At 55.9% G+C, this 16,760-nt stretch carries 17 protein-coding genes; 8 read left to right on the forward strand and 9 right to left on the reverse strand.

Annotation, left to right across the window (positions count from 1 at the left end; all coding sequences use genetic code 11):
- Genes cyoB through cyoE form a run of 4 tightly spaced genes read left to right on the forward strand, consistent with a single transcriptional unit; the run spans nt 1 to nt 3,896 of the window.
- Nucleotides 1-2,031, forward strand: coding sequence for a cytochrome o ubiquinol oxidase subunit I (gene cyoB, locus ACYZT1_RS05320; RefSeq protein ID WP_462017998.1), 2,031 nt, complete (start codon nt 1-3; stop codon nt 2,029-2,031).
- Nucleotides 2,032-2,034: 3 nt separating this feature from the next.
- Entirely contained in the window at nt 2,035-2,661 is a 627-nt protein-coding gene (locus ACYZT1_RS05325; RefSeq protein WP_150580426.1) for a cytochrome o ubiquinol oxidase subunit III, read from the forward strand.
- Complete coding sequence (gene cyoD / locus ACYZT1_RS05330) at nt 2,662-2,997, forward strand: cytochrome o ubiquinol oxidase subunit IV (RefSeq protein ID WP_462017999.1); 336 nt, start codon at nt 2,662-2,664, stop codon at nt 2,995-2,997.
- 11 nt (nt 2,998-3,008) lie between these two features.
- Nucleotides 3,009-3,896: a heme o synthase gene (gene cyoE / locus ACYZT1_RS05335; protein ID WP_462018000.1), complete on the forward strand. Its 888-nt coding sequence runs from the start codon at nt 3,009-3,011 to the stop codon at nt 3,894-3,896.
- A gap of 64 nt (nt 3,897-3,960) precedes the next feature.
- On the opposite strand, the gene ACYZT1_RS05340 is transcribed toward cyoE, so the two are convergent.
- From ACYZT1_RS05340 to ACYZT1_RS05375, 8 genes are all read right to left on the reverse strand, one after another.
- Nucleotides 3,961-4,686, reverse strand: a complete 726-nt coding sequence (locus tag ACYZT1_RS05340) for a 4'-phosphopantetheinyl transferase family protein (RefSeq protein ID WP_462018001.1) — start codon at nt 4,684-4,686, stop codon at nt 3,961-3,963.
- Between the two features lie 22 nt (nt 4,687-4,708).
- Nucleotides 4,709-5,965 carry an MFS transporter gene (locus ACYZT1_RS05345; RefSeq protein WP_462018002.1) on the reverse strand — a complete coding sequence of 419 codons (1,257 nt, stop codon included), beginning with the start codon at nt 5,963-5,965 and terminating at the stop codon, nt 4,709-4,711.
- A 1-nt stretch (nt 5,966) separates the two neighbouring features.
- A complete protein-coding gene (locus ACYZT1_RS05350) occupies nt 5,967-6,938 on the reverse strand; it encodes a hypothetical protein (protein ID WP_462018003.1) in 972 nt (323 codons plus the stop codon).
- On the reverse strand, nt 6,928-7,806 hold the full coding sequence (locus tag ACYZT1_RS05355) for a formyltransferase family protein (RefSeq protein WP_462018004.1): 879 nt from the start codon (nt 7,804-7,806) through the stop codon (nt 6,928-6,930). Before ACYZT1_RS05355 ends, ACYZT1_RS05350 begins: the two co-directional genes overlap by 11 nt.
- Entirely contained in the window at nt 7,803-8,054 is a 252-nt protein-coding gene (locus ACYZT1_RS05360) for an acyl carrier protein (protein WP_462018005.1), read from the reverse strand. The genes ACYZT1_RS05355 and ACYZT1_RS05360 overlap by 4 nt, the downstream gene beginning before the upstream one ends.
- A 29-nt stretch (nt 8,055-8,083) precedes the next feature.
- The gene (locus ACYZT1_RS05365; protein WP_462018006.1) at nt 8,084-9,196 is read right to left on the reverse strand and encodes an aminoacyl--tRNA ligase-related protein; all 1,113 of its coding nucleotides are present in this window, start codon (nt 9,194-9,196) and stop codon (nt 8,084-8,086) included.
- A gap of 38 nt (nt 9,197-9,234) precedes the next feature.
- The gene (locus ACYZT1_RS05370) at nt 9,235-10,392 is read right to left on the reverse strand and encodes an acyl-CoA dehydrogenase family protein (RefSeq protein ID WP_462018007.1); all 1,158 of its coding nucleotides are present in this window, start codon (nt 10,390-10,392) and stop codon (nt 9,235-9,237) included.
- 128 nt (nt 10,393-10,520) lie between these two features.
- Nucleotides 10,521-11,336, reverse strand: a complete 816-nt coding sequence (locus ACYZT1_RS05375) for a sulfite exporter TauE/SafE family protein (RefSeq protein ID WP_462018008.1) — start codon at nt 11,334-11,336, stop codon at nt 10,521-10,523.
- A 113-nt stretch (nt 11,337-11,449) separates the two neighbouring features.
- Here ACYZT1_RS05375 and ACYZT1_RS05380 point away from each other — a divergent pair, with 113 nt between their 5' ends.
- Nucleotides 11,450-12,223 carry an AraC family transcriptional regulator gene (locus ACYZT1_RS05380; protein ID WP_462019193.1) on the forward strand — a complete coding sequence of 258 codons (774 nt, stop codon included), beginning with the start codon at nt 11,450-11,452 and terminating at the stop codon, nt 12,221-12,223.
- A 9-nt stretch (nt 12,224-12,232) separates the two neighbouring features.
- Here ACYZT1_RS05380 and ACYZT1_RS05385 read toward each other — a convergent pair whose 3' ends face one another.
- Nucleotides 12,233-13,642, reverse strand: a complete 1,410-nt coding sequence (locus ACYZT1_RS05385) for an aminotransferase-like domain-containing protein (protein WP_462018009.1) — start codon at nt 13,640-13,642, stop codon at nt 12,233-12,235.
- A gap of 148 nt (nt 13,643-13,790) precedes the next feature.
- Between ACYZT1_RS05385 and ACYZT1_RS05390 the strand changes: the two genes are divergently transcribed.
- The 3 genes from ACYZT1_RS05390 to ACYZT1_RS05400 are packed head-to-tail and all read left to right on the forward strand — an operon-like array spanning nt 13,791 to nt 16,742.
- Nucleotides 13,791-14,891, forward strand: a complete 1,101-nt coding sequence (locus ACYZT1_RS05390; protein ID WP_462018010.1) for a hypothetical protein — start codon at nt 13,791-13,793, stop codon at nt 14,889-14,891.
- 42 nt (nt 14,892-14,933) lie between these two features.
- Nucleotides 14,934-16,211 carry an ATP-grasp domain-containing protein gene (locus ACYZT1_RS05395; protein WP_462018011.1) on the forward strand — a complete coding sequence of 426 codons (1,278 nt, stop codon included), beginning with the start codon at nt 14,934-14,936 and terminating at the stop codon, nt 16,209-16,211.
- Nucleotides 16,212-16,244: 33 nt separating this feature from the next.
- Nucleotides 16,245-16,742 carry a RidA family protein gene (locus ACYZT1_RS05400; RefSeq protein WP_462019194.1) on the forward strand — a complete coding sequence of 166 codons (498 nt, stop codon included), beginning with the start codon at nt 16,245-16,247 and terminating at the stop codon, nt 16,740-16,742.
- The last annotated feature ends 18 nt before the right edge of the window (nt 16,743-16,760 follow it).

Here is a 16,760-nt window from a genome sequence, read left to right on the forward strand (position 1 = left end):
ATGTTTGGTAAATTAAGTTGGGAAGCGGTCCCGTTTCACGAACCGATCGTGATGGTTACCATCGCCATGATCGCGCTCGGTGGCGTGGCGCTGTTCGCTGCAATCACCTACTTCAAGAAGTGGACCTACTTGTGGACCGAGTGGCTGACGTCGGTCGACCACAAGAAAATCGGCGTGATGTACATCATCGTCGCCATGGTCATGCTGCTGCGCGGTTTTGCCGACGCCATCATGATGCGTACCCAACTGGCCATGGCCACCGAGGGTTCGCCTGGCTACCTGCCGCCTGAACACTATGACCAGATCTTCACCGCTCACGGTGTGATCATGATCATCTTCATGGCGATGCCTTTCTTCACCGGCCTGATGAACCTTGCAGTGCCGCTGCAGATCGGCGCGCGTGACGTTGCCTACCCGTTCCTGAACTCCCTGAGCTTCTGGCTGCTGGTGTCGGGCGTTGTGTTGATCAACCTGTCGCTGGGCGTCGGCGAATTCGCCAAGACCGGTTGGGTTGCTTATCCGCCGCTGTCGGGCCTGCAATACAGTCCGGGCGTGGGGATGGATTACTACATCTGGGCGCTGCAGTTATCCGGGTTGGGTACGACGCTGACGGGGGTCAACTTCCTGGCCACCGTGGTGAAAATGCGTACCCCGGGCATGAAGCTGATGGACATGCCGATCTTCACCTGGACCTGCACCTGGGCGAACGTCCTGATCGTGGCTTCGTTCCCGATCCTGACCGCTACCCTCGCTTTGCTGACACTTGACCGTTACATGGATTTCCACATTTTCACCAATGAACTTGGTGGCAATCCAATGATGTACGTCAACCTGTTTTGGGCCTGGGGTCACCCCGAGGTATACATCCTGATTCTGCCGGCATTCGGGATCTTCTCCGAAGTCATCTCGACCTTCACGGGCAAGCGTCTGTTCGGTCACCACTCGATGGTCTACGCATCGGGTGCGATCTCGATCCTGGGCTTCATGGTCTGGTTGCACCACTTCTTCACCATGGGTTCGGGTGCCAGCGTCAACGCCTTCTTCGGTCTGGCGACGATGCTGATTTCGATCCCGACGGGGGTGAAGCTATTCAACTGGCTGTTTACCATTTACCAGGGCCGTCTGCGCTTCACCAGTCAGGTGATGTGGACCCTGGGCTTCATGGTCACCTTCGCCATCGGCGGCATGACCGGCGTACTGCTGGCCATCCCGGGTGCTGACTTCGTTCTGCACAACAGCCTGTTCGTGATCGCTCACTTCCACAACGTGATCATCGGTGGCGCGGTATTCGGCTACATTGCAGGCTTCGCCTTCTACTTCCCGAAAGCGTTCGGCTTCAAGCTGCACGAAGGTTGGGGCAAGGCAGCGTTCTGGTTCTGGATCACCGGCTTCTTCGTCGCATTCATGCCGCTCTATGTACTGGGCTTCATGGGCATGACCCGTCGTCTGAACGCCACCACCAACCCTGAGTGGGTGCCGTACCTGTACGTCGCCATGTTCGGTGCGGTGATGATCGCTGTCGGCATCGCCTGCCAGCTGATTCAGCTGTACGTCAGCGTGCGTGACCGCAACAAACCGGAAAACATGTGCGAACACGGTGACCCGTGGAATGCCCATACGCTGGAATGGTCGACCTCGTCGCCACCACCGTTCTACAACTTCGCGGTACTGCCAAAAGCAGAAACCATCGATCCGTTCACCGAAGCCAAGGAAAACGGCACCGCGTACCAGGCTCCGGCCAGGTACGAGCCGATCCACATGCCAAACAACACCGCGACCGGTGTGGTCATGGGCGCTCTGTTGACGGTGTTCGGTTTCGCGATGATCTGGCACATCTGGTGGCTGGCGATCGTGAGTCTGGTTGGTACCGTGGTGTACTTCACCATCCATGCCGCCCGTGACGATCAGGGCTACATGGTGCCGGTGGATGTCATCGAGCGCATCGAAGCCGAGCAGCACAAACGTCTGGTAGCGGCCGGGAAGATTCCTGCCAACGCCACCCGTGTTGAAACCTCGTTGGAACAGGCTTAAACCATGTCGAACTTAGTGACCAATGCTGGACACACCCATGTCGATGGACATGGGCACGATGACCATCACCACGACTCGGGCGAGATGACCGTATTCGGTTTCTGGCTCTACCTGATGACCGACTGCATTCTGTTTGCGTCGATCTTCGCGGTGTACGCGGTACTGGTTAACAACGTAGCGGGCGGCCCGTCGGGCGCCGACATCTTCGAGCTGCCATACGTACTGGGCGAAACCGCTCTGCTGCTGTTCAGCTCGATCACCTACGGCTTCGCCATGCTGGCGTTGTTCAAAGGCAAGAAGAGCCAGGTATTGGGCTGGCTGGGCATGACTTTCCTGCTCGGCGCCGGCTTCATCGCCATGGAAATCAACGAGTTCCACCTGTTGATTTCCGAAGGCTATGGCCCTAGCCGCAGCGGCTTCCTGTCCGGGTTCTTCACCCTGGTCGGCACCCACGGTCTGCACGTGACCAGCGGTCTGATCTGGATGGCGATCATGATGTATCAGGTGCAGAAAAACGGCCTGACGGCGACCAACAAGACCCGTCTGAGCTGCCTGAGCCTGTTCTGGCACTTCCTGGACGTGGTGTGGATCTGCGTATTCACCGTTGTTTATCTGATGGGGACTATGTAAATGGCTAACGCTCATTCCCACGATAGCCACGACGCCGGCCACGGCAGCGTCAAGTCCTACGCTATCGGTTTCATTCTGTCGGTGATCCTGACCGTCATTCCGTTCGGCCTGGTGATGTACCCGACCCTGCCGAAAGCCATGACCCTGTGGATCATACTGATCTTCGCAGTGATCCAGGTGCTGGTGCACCTGGTGTACTTCCTCCACCTGGACCGCTCGGCCGCGCAACGAAACAACGTGATTGCGTTTGTGTTCGCCGCGATCGTGATCGTCCTGTTGGTTGGCCTGTCGCTGTGGATCATGTTCAGCATCCACACCAACATGATGGCGCACTGAGGAAACTCCGCATGTCCTTTAAGCACTTTATCCAAATCACCAAACCGGGGATCATTTTCGGTAACGTGCTTTCAGTGGCAGGCGGATTTTTCCTGGCCTCCAAAGGGCATGTCGATCTGGCCATTTTCCTGGCTGCCATGATCGGCACGTCCCTGGTCGTCGCTTCCGGTTGTGTGTTCAACAACTGCATCGACCGCGACATCGACGTGAAGATGGAACGCACCAAGAATCGTGTGCTGGTGCAGGGCCTGATCTCCCTGAAACTGGCGCTGATCTATGCGACCGTCCTCGGCGTTGCCGGTGTCGTGCTGTTGTACACAGTGGCCAACCCGTTGGCCGCTTTGTTCGCGGTGATCGGTTTCGTCATCTACGTCGGTTTCTACAGCCTTTACCTCAAGCGCAAGTCGGTTCACGGCACGCTGGTGGGCAGTCTGTCGGGCGCGATGCCGCCGGTGATCGGTTATGTCGCCGTCAGTAACTCGTTCGACGTGGCTGCGCTGACGCTGCTGGTGATGTTCAGCCTGTGGCAGATGCCGCATTCCTACGCCATCGCGATTTTCCGCTTCAACGATTACCGGGCCGCTTCCATTCCGGTGTTGCCCGTGAAGCGCGGCATCAAAGTGGCGAAACGGCACATTCTGCTCTACATCCTGGCCTTCCTCGTGGCGACCTTGATGCTGACCTTCAGCGGCTACGCCGGCATGAGCTACCTTGCCGTCGCCGCCGCCATGGGCATGTACTGGTTGTACATGGCCTGGACCGGTTACAAGGCAGTGGATGACACGGTCTGGGCACGCAAGCTGTTCGTGTTCTCGATCTTCACCATTACCGCGTTGAGCGTGATGATGTCGCTGGATTTCAAAGTGCCAACGGAGTTGTTGCTGACGTACGCGCCTTGAGATTCGGTTATTGACTAAAAAAACCGCCCTTCGAAAGAGGGGCGGTTTTTTTTGGATGCCGGTTTTACGGTCGAGCGGACGGTGATGAGTGTTTACTGCACGTTCTACGTATCGCCGTCAGGAATGAAACATCGAACATGTCGACCTCGATCAGGCTCATCGGTGTCGGATGCCCTTGCACGCAAAGTGCGAGCGGTACCCGGCCATTGGCGATGGAAGTGAGGCATATCGAGTGCTCCAAACCGATAAACCAGTCTGATCTTTGCGATTGCTGCATCAAGGCCTGTAATTCTTTTGAGCGCAGGGCGCTGAGCACGTCCTTTCCTGAACATTTGGCATAGGCTTCGGCCATGCACCACTTGCCTGCGATGGCGTAATCCGTAGCTGCGCATGGGTGAGCGTTGTTGACGAATGTTCTGCGAAGGTACTGGTTCAAGACATCGCTATTTTCCAGAGCGCCCACACCTTCTATGTCAACGCCAACTCTGCCGTTCCTGGAGACTGCCACGCAGACGTACCCGCCAGCGTGGCTCAGACTGAATGCCAGGTCGTTCCCCTCCAGGCAGGGTCTGCCGTTTTTCTCGATACGAATGGGCAAGTGGCGCGGCTCCGTGTCGAGCATGCTCGCGACCACACTGCGAAGAAGCGCTCTTCCCAGAATGAAATCCGTTCTGCCTGTCATGTCGGTCATGCCACTGGCGCGAATTGCTTCCTCGTCCGACAAGAGTGATTGCAGATGGGGCGGCAATGGCTGCGTTGATGTGCGGGCCGCGACGACTAGCGGATTCATCGGCGAGGGGGCTGGACGACACTCACCGAGTGCCTCCCCTGTAGGCGAGTCCATAAGCAACAACCGCTGCAATGACCAGCCCCGCCGCGATTACAGCAATAGAGATATCCAGTCCGAGAACACTGATGAGGCCGCTTATGATCAGAATGCCAATGCTGCCGCCCAACGCGCCGAGTGCGCTCCAGTAGCTGAATATCTTGCCGGATTTGTCGTCATCTATTTGCGTTTGAATGGCGGTGATCAACGGTATGTCGATAACAGTGGCCGATAGCCCGATCAACACGCTGGCGATAAACGCGAGTGGCATCGCTGGCAGGCCTGTAAAAGCACTCGCCACGAGCACCAGGAGCGCAAGGGCGAGAATGATTTCTCCGCAGAATGCCAGTTTCAGATTATTGGCGATGCGCAGTTTGCCGATCACCAGCGAACTGACAAGTTCGCCTATTCCGCAGGCCACCATCAGGCTGCTGTAAAACGTAGCGGGTTGCTCAAGTGTGCTGACTGCATAGAGCGGGAGGGCTATCTGCAGGGTGCCGCGCCACGCGACGGTGTAAAAAAAGTAGCCAGTGATTCTTACCATCAGCGCCCGGTGCGACAGCAACTCTATCCAGCCGGTGTGCAGCTGTTGCAACAATTGAAAGGCGGTGCGAGCGATGGTGTGTGGTGTTTGCGCCTTTATGCCCGTCAGCAACGTTTGCGAGCAGAAGAAGAGCAGGGCACAGATAATCAGCGAGTTAGCCGGCGTCATATTCAGTGCGCTCAGCCCGCCCACGAGACCAGCGCCCAGAAAAAAGCACGGCCAGAGCACGCTCTGCACAAGGCCATTGGCGAGTGTCAGTTCCTTTTTCCGGACAAGGCTTGGGACGAAAGCTTTGCTTGCCGGTTTGGATACCGCATAAGTGCTTGTCACGATTGCGCCGATGAATGTAAGCCAGAAAATACTTAAAGCATTCATGTGCAAAAGCAGCGCGAGAATGAGCACGCCTGAACCACGAACCCAATCACAAAAGACCATCAGTTTTTTGCGATCGTAATGGTCTGCAACTGCGCCTCCCAGAATGCCCAGTATGCCTCGGGGGAAAGTTACGCAGAAAGCGACGATTCCCAATGTACCGACGGACGCACCCATCGCCAGTGCCAGGAAGGTGACCATTACTCCGAAGAAACCATCACCGATGCTGACCATGACCTGGCTAAGGAAAAATCGCCTGAAGGGTGGTTGTCCAAGCAGTTTTGTATAAGTTGATTCGGTTGTTTCCAGCTCAATGTCTAAAGCCATTTCAGGAGCATCCCAGATTTTTTCTTGATAAGGAGAGGGCGCGGCGCTCTAGAACGACCAGTTTTTCGCATCTCCTGGTTATGGAACCGACATTGATGTGATTGGTAATTTCAGCTTTGGCCATCGCATATTTGACGATCATTGCCTCGTCGGCGATTTCCCGGAATTGCGCAGCGGCGGCCTGATCATCAAGGACGCGTTGAGCGAAGGATGAAAACAGGCTTCTCGACCCGGAATAGATAGAAAAGGCTTCGTGTATTTTTTTCGCCCGGATCGCCACGGATTCGTACGGGTTATTCGCAATCCACTCGATCTCGGTCAGCATTTTGTAGCTGTCTTCGAGTGAGGCCAGGTAAGCGGCACAGTGTCGTATCGCGGCGGTTCGTCCGCTTTCATCATTGTTTGTCGTGATCGGGTTGAAATACCGGACCAGGCGCGTGCCGTTGTTATCGAAATACCGGTCGATGTAACTCTGATCGTAGCGATAGGTTCTCAGGACAGAGGTATCGTCATCGTCGGTGATGCGCCAGGCTAAAGACGCATCTCGCCCGGTCAGCACGATGGAGTGGTTGAGGTGCTCGGTCTTGTATTCAGGGCAGTGGGGTAAATAGAAGACACTGCCCATGACGATGACAAAGGGCACTTTTGCGAGATGCTCGTGTATGTCGTTCTGCGCCAGGTCGAATGTGTCGTACGTCTTCGAATTTTGTTCCCAGCCTGTCAAGGCCAGTCCCTGGTTATCCAGGATAGACGTCTGAAACGCCCACTTGGGCTTATGATCCAGAATGTGGTCCCGAAAGATCTGATCTGTTGACGCTAGCGAGTTATAAAAAAGCAGGTCGACGTTGGCAGCGTTTTTTTTCAGGAACACCACTGCTTGCCTGCGCCAGCAATCCAGAAAACGCCTGTCATACTGTTCATCGTAGTTAAATGGCTCGCCTTCGCTATTCAATGTGTTCTGATCAAGCGCCATCGTCTTTCACTTCCATAATAAATCCCCACGAGGATATGGCTTTGTTGTCGTACCTGGCTGCATCGACTTGTATCCAGCCATCCAGCACCTTGAGCACGAGGTGGTTGTCTGCACTCACGAAGGCCATTACCAATTCATCGGGTTTGCCATCAAGCCGCGTCATACTGGCGTCTGTGACGAAGATGGTTCGGCCGTTGATGGATAGCGGCGCCCCGGTCGCACGTCCACACGCTCTGATAATGCTGAGGTTTTCTTCAGCGCATTTGAGATTGCTCAAACTTCGCTCTTCCGGAGACGGAAATCCGATGGAAGTGGCAAAACCATCGTTCTGCTTCATCGCCATTGAGGCCCACTGACTGCGGTTCTCAATAACGCCTGGAAGCGCGGCAACAATTTTCTTCATCACCTTCAACCAGACTGAACTGGCACAATCTTGCGGTGTGACCTTTATGGGCGTCTGATGAATGATGTCGCCTTGGTCAAACGCCTCGGTGACAAAGTGAAAGGTCACACCGATGTGTTCTTCGCCATTTTTCAGCGCATAGAATATCGGCGCGCCGCCGCGGTATTTTGGTAACAGTGACGGATGAATATTGACCATGCCGTATTGACTGGATTCAGACAGCGATACATCCAGCCTGGACAGATAGGTCATGACTAAAATGATGTCCGGGTTGAAATGTTTCATGTCCGCTTTCAGTGTGTCAGCGGATTCAACGGGCGTTATAGAGTCGTGGTCACCTTCCCATTCGTGGAATGCCGACGGTGATGCAAAAACCATCAGGTTGTCCGGCCCTGTGAAATCTCGTAGAAAGGGGATGATCGGCAGGCCCTGTTTTCCGCAGATGTAGGCGATTCGACAGGTCATGCCAATACTACTGAGCCATATTTTTCACTGAGTAACTTGATTGTTTGCCGGGGCGTGGAAAAGTTGCTCATGACCAGGTCTTCTTCATTGAGTTCGAAGTTGAGTTCATTTTCAAGCATGGCAATAATCTGAATGATTTTGATGGAGTTGACGCGCATCTCGGAGAGGGACGAATCCATCTCCAGCGTGAGCGGCGAACCGGTGATCGTTGCGATGACGCGCAGGACGGTGTCTTGAATCAAATTCATGATGCAAATCCTTTTGTCTGGATGAGTTATCAAGGTTTCAGTTTATTTGGCCAGTGATCGGTGTCCGAACCAAACTGCTCGTACAGCGCCGCTCGCCAGCGATCCAGTCCAAAGGCAACGCAGCCGGAATGCAGCAAGTGATTGTCGACGTTGGTGATTTCAAATTTTTCACACAACGTATCCTGGCAATTGTTGAACGAGGCTATGGAACTGGATTCGCCATTGGCGGACATAAATTCCAGTTCATATTTGGCATCAGCCATCAACTGGATCGCGCCCTTGGTCTTCATGTCGTCGTAGTGGAAAAACGGATCGCGTGCAGTCACGATCTGTCCGTACAGACCGAGATCGCAAAACAGACTCCAGATCTCTTCCATGATCTCCAGGCGTTTTTCTTCCACAAATGCCGGACTGCCCATGAACACGATTTCGCGCATGGTGAATTCGTTACGGCGAAACGTGTTCAGTCGCCATTGAATCTCATGGCGGAAGCATCGGCCCTTCATGGTGAATACGGTTTGCGACTGCCGTGTTTGCTGGATTTCTGCGTAGCAGTGGTAGCAAACGCAAGGTTGCAAAAAAGCCCCATGGTTCTGAAATAGATCAGGCGCAATGGTCGAAGACCGGGATTCGCGAATGTCTTTGATCAGCGTGTAGTTGTGAGGTATCTGGGTGACGCCATAGACGTTTTGCGGGAAATTTTTGTGATATCCGTTTCGCTCCATGATCTCAGCGGTATAGATGGATGCGTAATCGCGCACATGGGCGCCGTGGCGAACAGCGATTGCCAGCAGCAACCTGTCTACCGCTTCCATCAACAGCACATCGGTTGCGTCGTAATGGCTGGCGGATTTTTCAGGGTGTATTGCGCCGGTGTCATTCGCCGGGCGCGCGTGGGCTTTTACGGTCTTTTGCGGCGAGATTTTTGCAACGAGCAAAGCCTCAACCAGTTCTTCAAGGTCGACGCTGATGCTTTCGCGTTCTGCAAAGTTGTCAGTATCGATATCCACCAGTGCGCAGTGATCGGACTCAAGGTATTGAACGCTTTTTACCGATTCACTGATGTAAGGGATACGCTCCAGCAATTCACTCAGGCGACCGTTTTTGATTTTAGGGGGCAGTGTCGCTTTGATTTGATTCAAGGACGCGCTCGCGATTTTATCCGACAGTCTATTCATCGTTACATCCACCGCTGCTTGTAGGAAATCACGCCAAGTTTCTCTTTTGCCAGAATTTCATAAGTCACATCGCGCTGGGGTGGATGAAACTGCGCAGCCTTGATGTCGTTGAAGATTGCAGATAACGGATTGTCATGGGACAGGCTGTTGATGCCGGTTATTTTCATGGCATTTGAAACCAGCGAGTTTGATTCTCGGGCAATCACTTCCTTGGCGATGAGGCTGATTCTGTTAACGCTCACGTCGACGTGCTCATCTGCGGCCATGAAATCATCCAGTACGGTGCAGAAAGAGCGCATTTGCGATTCCATGATTTCCAGCGAAATCAGCATTTCAGCGATTGAAAACTGCACGCCTGGGTACTTGGCTAACACATGACTCCCATTGGGTGGCCGCTTGGTGCTGGCGGTATTCACCGCCAGATCAAGTGCCTGACGCGCGATGCCCAGATACACGCAACATACGTTGAACCGGAACAGGTAACCCTGCATGGACAGGCTGGCGATGGGAGTGTCTTCACCACAGATAACCCATTCGTCAGAGCAAAACACGGCATCGAATTTCACACTGTTACTGTAGGTGTCCTGCATCGCAACGCTGTTCCAGTCTTCAATAACGGATACGCCTGCATCTTTTTTATTCAGCATCAGCGCGATGACACCCAGATCATCGCCTGAATAGTTTTCGACCATGCAGTACACAGGCAGGTAGGAGACGAAAGGTTCCAGAGATACGAACTTCTTCAAGCCGGTTACGCAATATCCGCCTTCAACTTTTTTCGCTCGGACAGGATAGGTGTCGATATTCAGTTGACCCGGGGTCAGAAAATACAGGCCGGGCTCATTGAGCGACCCCATCAGACGACCATGAGTTGAAACGTCGTCGAGCATCCGGTCGAACTTCGCGCCCTGACGCGTGGTTATTCCCCACAGCGTATACAGATGCATGGACAGACTCAGCGCTGAGGACGCGTCCAATTGAGCCAGTTTTGCAACGACGGCCATGTATTCATGCGCCGTTATGCTCGCAAACGTGACTGGAAGTGAATGGATATTCAGTTTGACCAACTTGATGATGCGCTCGGCAACCGGAAGTTCGGCGATAACCAGCTGATCCAGTTCATCCAGAAGTTGCGAAATTTCAAGTCTGATATTACTCATGCGCTGTGCCTTTTCATGATGTGCCTGGACCGCTTTGATGAGTGTCCATTGGTTGTATTTATTTCTGTGTCACGCACGCGCGTTCGCAGGCAGGCTCTGTATTTTTCAGGTTTGGCAAATAAGTTTTATTACTTGAACATCATGCTCAGAAAAACGATGAAGAGCAGACTTATATAGATAATCGCGTGGGTTCTGTCGGGTATCTTGCCGATCATTGGGCTGGCAAGTCTGATGCCGACCACCGCGCCCAGCGTCAAGACACAAAACGCGAGAAGGTCAACATAACCGAGGTAGCCGAATCCCAAATCGTATCCGCTTACTTGCGCCATCAGAATGTAGGTCGCTGTTCCTGCCAGTGCCACCGGTAAACTTAGCGGGTTGGCCATGGAGGTTGCCTGGGTCATGCTCAAGCCGCAGCGCCGCAGCAACGGGACGGTCATTACGCTGCCGCCGACGCCAAGCGCGGTCGCCACTGCGCCAATACCGGTGCCGCCAGAAATCGTTGCAAATTTGCTCAGGCTTTCAGGTTTGGCGTGGGCTGTTTGTTCTATGAAGCCTCGACGGAACAGGCAGTCGACGATGGTAATGGCTAAATAGGCAACGAACGCCATACGCAATAGTTCGCCATCAAGAAGATCCGCAGTGACCGCGCCAGCAATTGCTCCGAGGCCGATAAATCCGGCGAGAGGCCAGATGTAAGGTTTTAATAATGTGCCGGCGCGCACATGGTTTCGGGTGCTGATCGACGCATTGACAATCATCACACAGGTGGAAGTTGCGACTGCAATATGCATCGCGGACTGGGCAATGAGGTCGTCTGCATCGTGGGTGGCGGACAATAGCCGATAGAGCACGGGCACTATGATGAACCCGCCACCGAACCCGAATAAAACGGTGGTGACGCCTGCAAAACAACCGAAAAACGCCAACAGTAAATAGATCATTTCGCCCAATTCCATTCCAAATCGCGGCGTACGATAGATCAGTCGATTGAGGGTGGCTTGAGCATTCGGGCCAAATATGTTTGAGTTTCGGCCACTTTCCCATAAGCACACCCATGCGAAACGTTCCGATCCACCTGCTGGACGCAACCCCCCGCGCAGTCGTCGCTATCGGCTCGGACTATCCCGACGGGTTTTTACACCCCAGCCATACCCATCGACGAGCACAGCTCCTGTACGGCGCGAAAGGCGTAATGAAGGTCGTCACAAAGGGCGGCAACTGGATTGTTCCGCCGCAGCGCGCAGTCTGGATTCCGCCGCAGGTGGCTCATGAAGTGTTGTACTTCGGGGTGAGTACCCGCAGCCTTTATATCGAGCCTGCCTGCGTGCCTTCATCCAAAATGGACTGCCAGGTCATCAGCGTCTCGCCGTTGATGCGCCAGCTATTGATGGAGTCCGTGGATGTGCCTCTTGAATATGAGGAGCAGGGGCGGGATGGGGCGTTGATGAATCTGTTGCTGCACGAATTGGCGCGAGCGACGGAGTTACCGCTGCATATTCCGCTGCCGATTGATCCGCGTTTGCTCTTGCGCTGCCAGGCCTTCCTTCAAGCGCCCGACATTCATCAGTCGCCGCAGGAATGGGCGCGTGATTTACACATGAGTGAGCGCTCTTTCAGTCGTCTGTTCCGAGAGCAGACAGCCATGAGCTTCGGACAGTGGCGACAGCGTGCCTGCGTTGTTCTGGCGCTGGCCAGACTGTCCGCCGGGGTCTCGATCACACGGATTGCCCTGGATTTCGGCTATGAAAGTCCTGCGGCCTTTTCAACCATGTTTCGTCGAATACTGGGGCAGGCACCGACTGCCTACCTGGAAGACCACTCGCGCTGAATGATCCAATCAAGTGTCAAGCAATCGCAAGAACCGGTCCCGCACTTGAAGGTTGTCGCTGTGCGCGACGTTGAAACGCAGAAACTGACTGGCATCCGCCGCTTTGCTCAGCAGGGTGCCAGGCGCCAGCACCAGATCAATCTCCAGTCCATTTTTAGCCAGCGTTTCCGCGTGGAGGCCTTCCGGCAATCGCGTCCAGAGGAACAACCCTTCATGGGGCAGCGTTGACAGCGAGCAGCCTGCTTCGATCAACCAGCCAGTGACCCGGCTGCTCGATTCGTACAGTCGGTCCACCGTGCGCCGGGTGTGTTTGGCGTAGCTGCCGTCGCTGAGCATCGTGCAGATGATCTGCTCTGCCAGTTCCGATGTCATGCCGCCGCAGGCCATTTTCAGGATGACCATGCGGGCGGCCAGCTGCGGCGACAGCACCGCGAAACTGACGCGGCTGTTGGCAGTCAGGGTCTTGGAGAAGCCGGAAACGTAACTGACGTTGTCCAGACCGCCCGCAGCCAGGCGAGGGGTGCTGCGTTGTTGCAGGTCGCAATACAGATCGTCTTCGACGATGTGGAAACCGTAGCGGTGACTCAACTCCAGCAAGCGATACACCTGGGCCGGGGAGAACGAGTGCCCGGTCGGGTTATGCAGGACGTTGTTGGTCATGTAGAGCACGGGCCGATGAACAATCAGCAACCGCTCGAAAGACTCAAGGTCCATGCCCTCCGCACCGCGAGGGATGGTGATGACTTTGGCGCCGTGCAGGGCCAGGTTGGTGTGCATGGTGAAATAGCACGGGTCGTCCAGCAGCACCGTATCGCCCGGTTTGACCAGCAGACGCATGAGCATGTCGATGGCTTGCACGGTGTTGGCCGTGGTGACGATCTGGTCCACGGGCACTTCGATGCCGATAGCCGCCAGCTTGACCTGCAACGCCTCGCGCAGTGGCACATAACCGGCTGCAACGCCATATTCCCCCATGCGCAGGGAAGTGGCGCGCAAGGTACCGCGCACGGCTTTGAGCAATTCATCGGCGGGCAGCCACGAAGAGGGTAGAAAACCGGCGCCGGGGCGCAGCGCACCGTTGTCCTGCAGCACCGCGCGGCGGACCACGCTGAGGGTGTCCTGAGGTTGCAGGTCGGGGCCGGCATCGGTTTTAAGGGTGGTGCTGGAGCGGTGCACGTAATGCCCCGATCCCTGGCGTGAAACCACCAGACCTTTGGCGCGCAAACGGTCCAGCGCATCCACGACCGTCGACTTGCCCACGTTCATCAGATCGGACAGCTCGCGAATCGGCGGCAGCTTTGCACCATGCGGCAGCCCACCCTGACTGATTGCCGTCGATAACTGATCGACGATCTGCTGCACCAGCGGCACTCCCGGCTGGAACTCGATCGCGGCGATCACTGCGCGCTGCACCTGCATTTTACTGGTCTCTCCGGCAGTAAACTTCGTTGGATTCTAACCAAACTTGCTCTGATCAGAACACGTCTGCGTCTCTACCATCACATTACAGACTTTCCTGACTGTTCGCGCTGGACGCCTGAACAATCAATGTTTTCAGAGGTGCTGCATGAGTGCTCCAACCACACTGGCGGTTGCCAAACCAGTGATCAACATCCGCCTGTTCACGATCCGGATGATTACCGCCGTTTCGCTGTTTGCAGTGCTGGGCAAGGCCAACGTCTGGCTCGACACCGCCACCAACAGCGTTCTTGCCCTCGGCTATCGTGCCTTGCTGTTGTTGCTGCCGCTGACGTTGCTGGTGCTGGGCCGTCGCTCCCTGAGCGTCACGCTGATGTGCGCCGCGCTCGGGCTGGTGCTCCTGGCGGTCACCAGCAACCAGGGCATCGTCCTGTTTGCAGCGGCTTTGTTTGCCTATGGCATCGCCATCGCGGGTTACCTGATCAAAAGCGAAGCGGCACAGACCAAGGAGGGCGCCGCCTACAACCGTGTTGCCATGAACATGGGCAGCCTGGTGGCAGGGTTGATCCTGCTGTCGCCGCTGCTGACGCCAACCCTGTTCTTTTTCGGCGCAGCAGGTTTTGTGCTGCTGTGTCTGCCGATCGCCATGGGCGCGACGTTCACCACGCAGCCCCTGGTTGCCAGTCCTTCGAGCCATGATGGCAGCGGCTGGCGCAACAAACTGCCATGGGTGATTGCCGGCCTGATCATGGGCATCAAGCTGTTCGGCGTGTTCTCGATTCTGCCCCAGGCGATCCTGCTGAAAACCGGCGAACTGCCGACCTGGTACGGCCTGATGCTGATCCTCAACAGCGCCGTGGTGGTGTTTGCCCAAGTGCCGGTGATGAAGCTGATCGAGCGCACCGGACGCTTCAAGGTGGTCGCGGTCATTGCCATCATCATCGGCGGCTTCCTCGTCCTTTCCTCGCCTGCCGCTTTTCACGTTGAAACACTGATGGGGGCGCTGATCTGGGTGGCATTGCTGTCCCTGGCCGAATGCGCGTTCAGCTACCTCGACTACTTCTCGGTCAAGCAGAACAACATGTTCGTCAAGGAAGTCTCGCTGGGTGTCGGCGCGGGGCTGACGGTGCTGATCATGCGCGTCGTTCCACCCCCTTATAACGCCCTGATACTCGCCGCCATCGGTGCGGGCGGCATCCTCGCCTGGTATTGGCTCAACCGTAAATCCAACGCGTCACTGCACGACTGAATCACCGTGTCTGCTTTGTTTACTCCAGAGTTCGGAGGCTTCATGAACACCACGTCATGCGTAGTAGTGGTCGGTTACAACGGCAATCGGGTAGACGATATCCAAAAGCTGCGCGACCTCTGCAAGACACTGTACAACGCTCGATTGATTCTGGTGGTCGATCGCATTCAGCCCGGCGACGATCAAGTGGCCGATCACGTCTGCAGCGCCTCGCTGGCCCCCGAGCGCGTGGTCGATTCCCTTCATTGGGTCGCGGCTTGCCTGAGTGCCGAACGCTGGAAGCTGATCGGTGTGTTGCCGTTTTCCGACCGCGGCGTGCTGCTCGGTGCGGCGCTGGCGACACATTTCGGCCTGCCGGGGATCACACCCGCCGAGGCCCGCGCGGGGTTGGACAAACAGATATTTCGCCAACTGGAAGCCAGCGCCGTCAGCGCGCCGCCGGACTACCGGCCGGTGTTTTCCGCGCGCGTCGAAAGCCTCGGCGAGTTGCGCCAGCGAGTCGTCGAACTGGGCGGCGAAGCCTTCATCAAACCGGCCTGCGAAGGCGCGAGCAGAGGGTGTCGCGTCATCCATCATCTGTCCGAATGCGACGAAGCCTGGCTGGCGCTCAAACCCTATCGTGACGGCGGTATCGTCATCGAGGAGTTGATCCAGCACGCCCGTGAATACAGTTGGGATTGCGTGGCCGGCAGCACTTGGGTAACCGAAAAGACCACCACAGATGGCGCCTATCGCGCAGAAATCCAGCAAGTCGTACCGGCACCGTTGACGGCTCATGTACAGGCCCGGCTCGCGGGCGCCGGGCAGCACATGTCGGCGCTGGTCTCGCTGGCTAACGGCGCTTATCACAATGAAGTGTTCCTGCGCAGCGACGGCCTGACCTCGGCCGTTGAAACCAACATGCGCCCGGGCGGTATGCACATCTGGGACCTGGCGCGACTGGCGTTCGTTGATTTCGACCCCTGGGAACGCTGGGTGCGCTGGGCAGTGGAGGGCCAGGCAGCACCGCTTGAACCGGTCGCTCGCGGCTATTGCGGCATCCGCCTGCTACGCGCCTCTGCCGACGGCCTGTTGTGCGCCGCGCCCGACATCGAACGGCTGGCCCGAGGACTGGGCATCGAACTGGTGGAAGCCGTGTATAGCCGACGCATCGGCGATTCGGTCAGCGCCGAAGTGAAAGACAACATGTCGTTCATCGGTCACATCGTCCTGTTCAACGAGCACTACGCACAACTCAGCGACGACCTGCTGCGCCTGGCCGAAGCCGTTGAATCACGCATTGAAATAAACCGTCTTGTACCGGCACGCGCAGCGGGCTGAGTTTTAGGAGTGAGATCCATGTTGGTCCAGAAAATGTTTGTGCAAAAAATGTCCTGTGATGAACGCTTCATCGCCCTGGCAAAAGAGTTGCGTTACGACATCTACGGCGAGAACTCCGCCGGCGGCCATTACGCGCCGCTGGTGAGGCACCACGATGAACTGTACGTCAGCGGGATGGTGCCGCGCATGAATGGAGAAATTCAGTACCCCGGTCGAGTGGGCATGGAATTGACCCTGACCGATGCACAGGCAGCCGCCAGTATCAGCGCCATGCGCGGGCTCGCATTGATCGTCGATGCCATTGGTTCGCTGGACAAGATCAAGTCGCTGATACGCGTCACCGTGTACGTAAAGTCCACGGCAGATTTTGTCGACCTCAGCGAAGTCGCCAACGGTGCCTCGGATGTGTTCAGTCATGTGCTCGGCGATGCAGGTAAACACACTCGAACCACCGTTGGCGTTTATCAGTTGCCGAAAAATGCTGCCGTCGAAGTTGACATGATTGTGGCGCTTCGGCCTTCGGCATTGTGAGTGTTAGTTGCGTGGCTT

This window comes from Pseudomonas sp. PB3P13, from assembly GCF_054897735.1.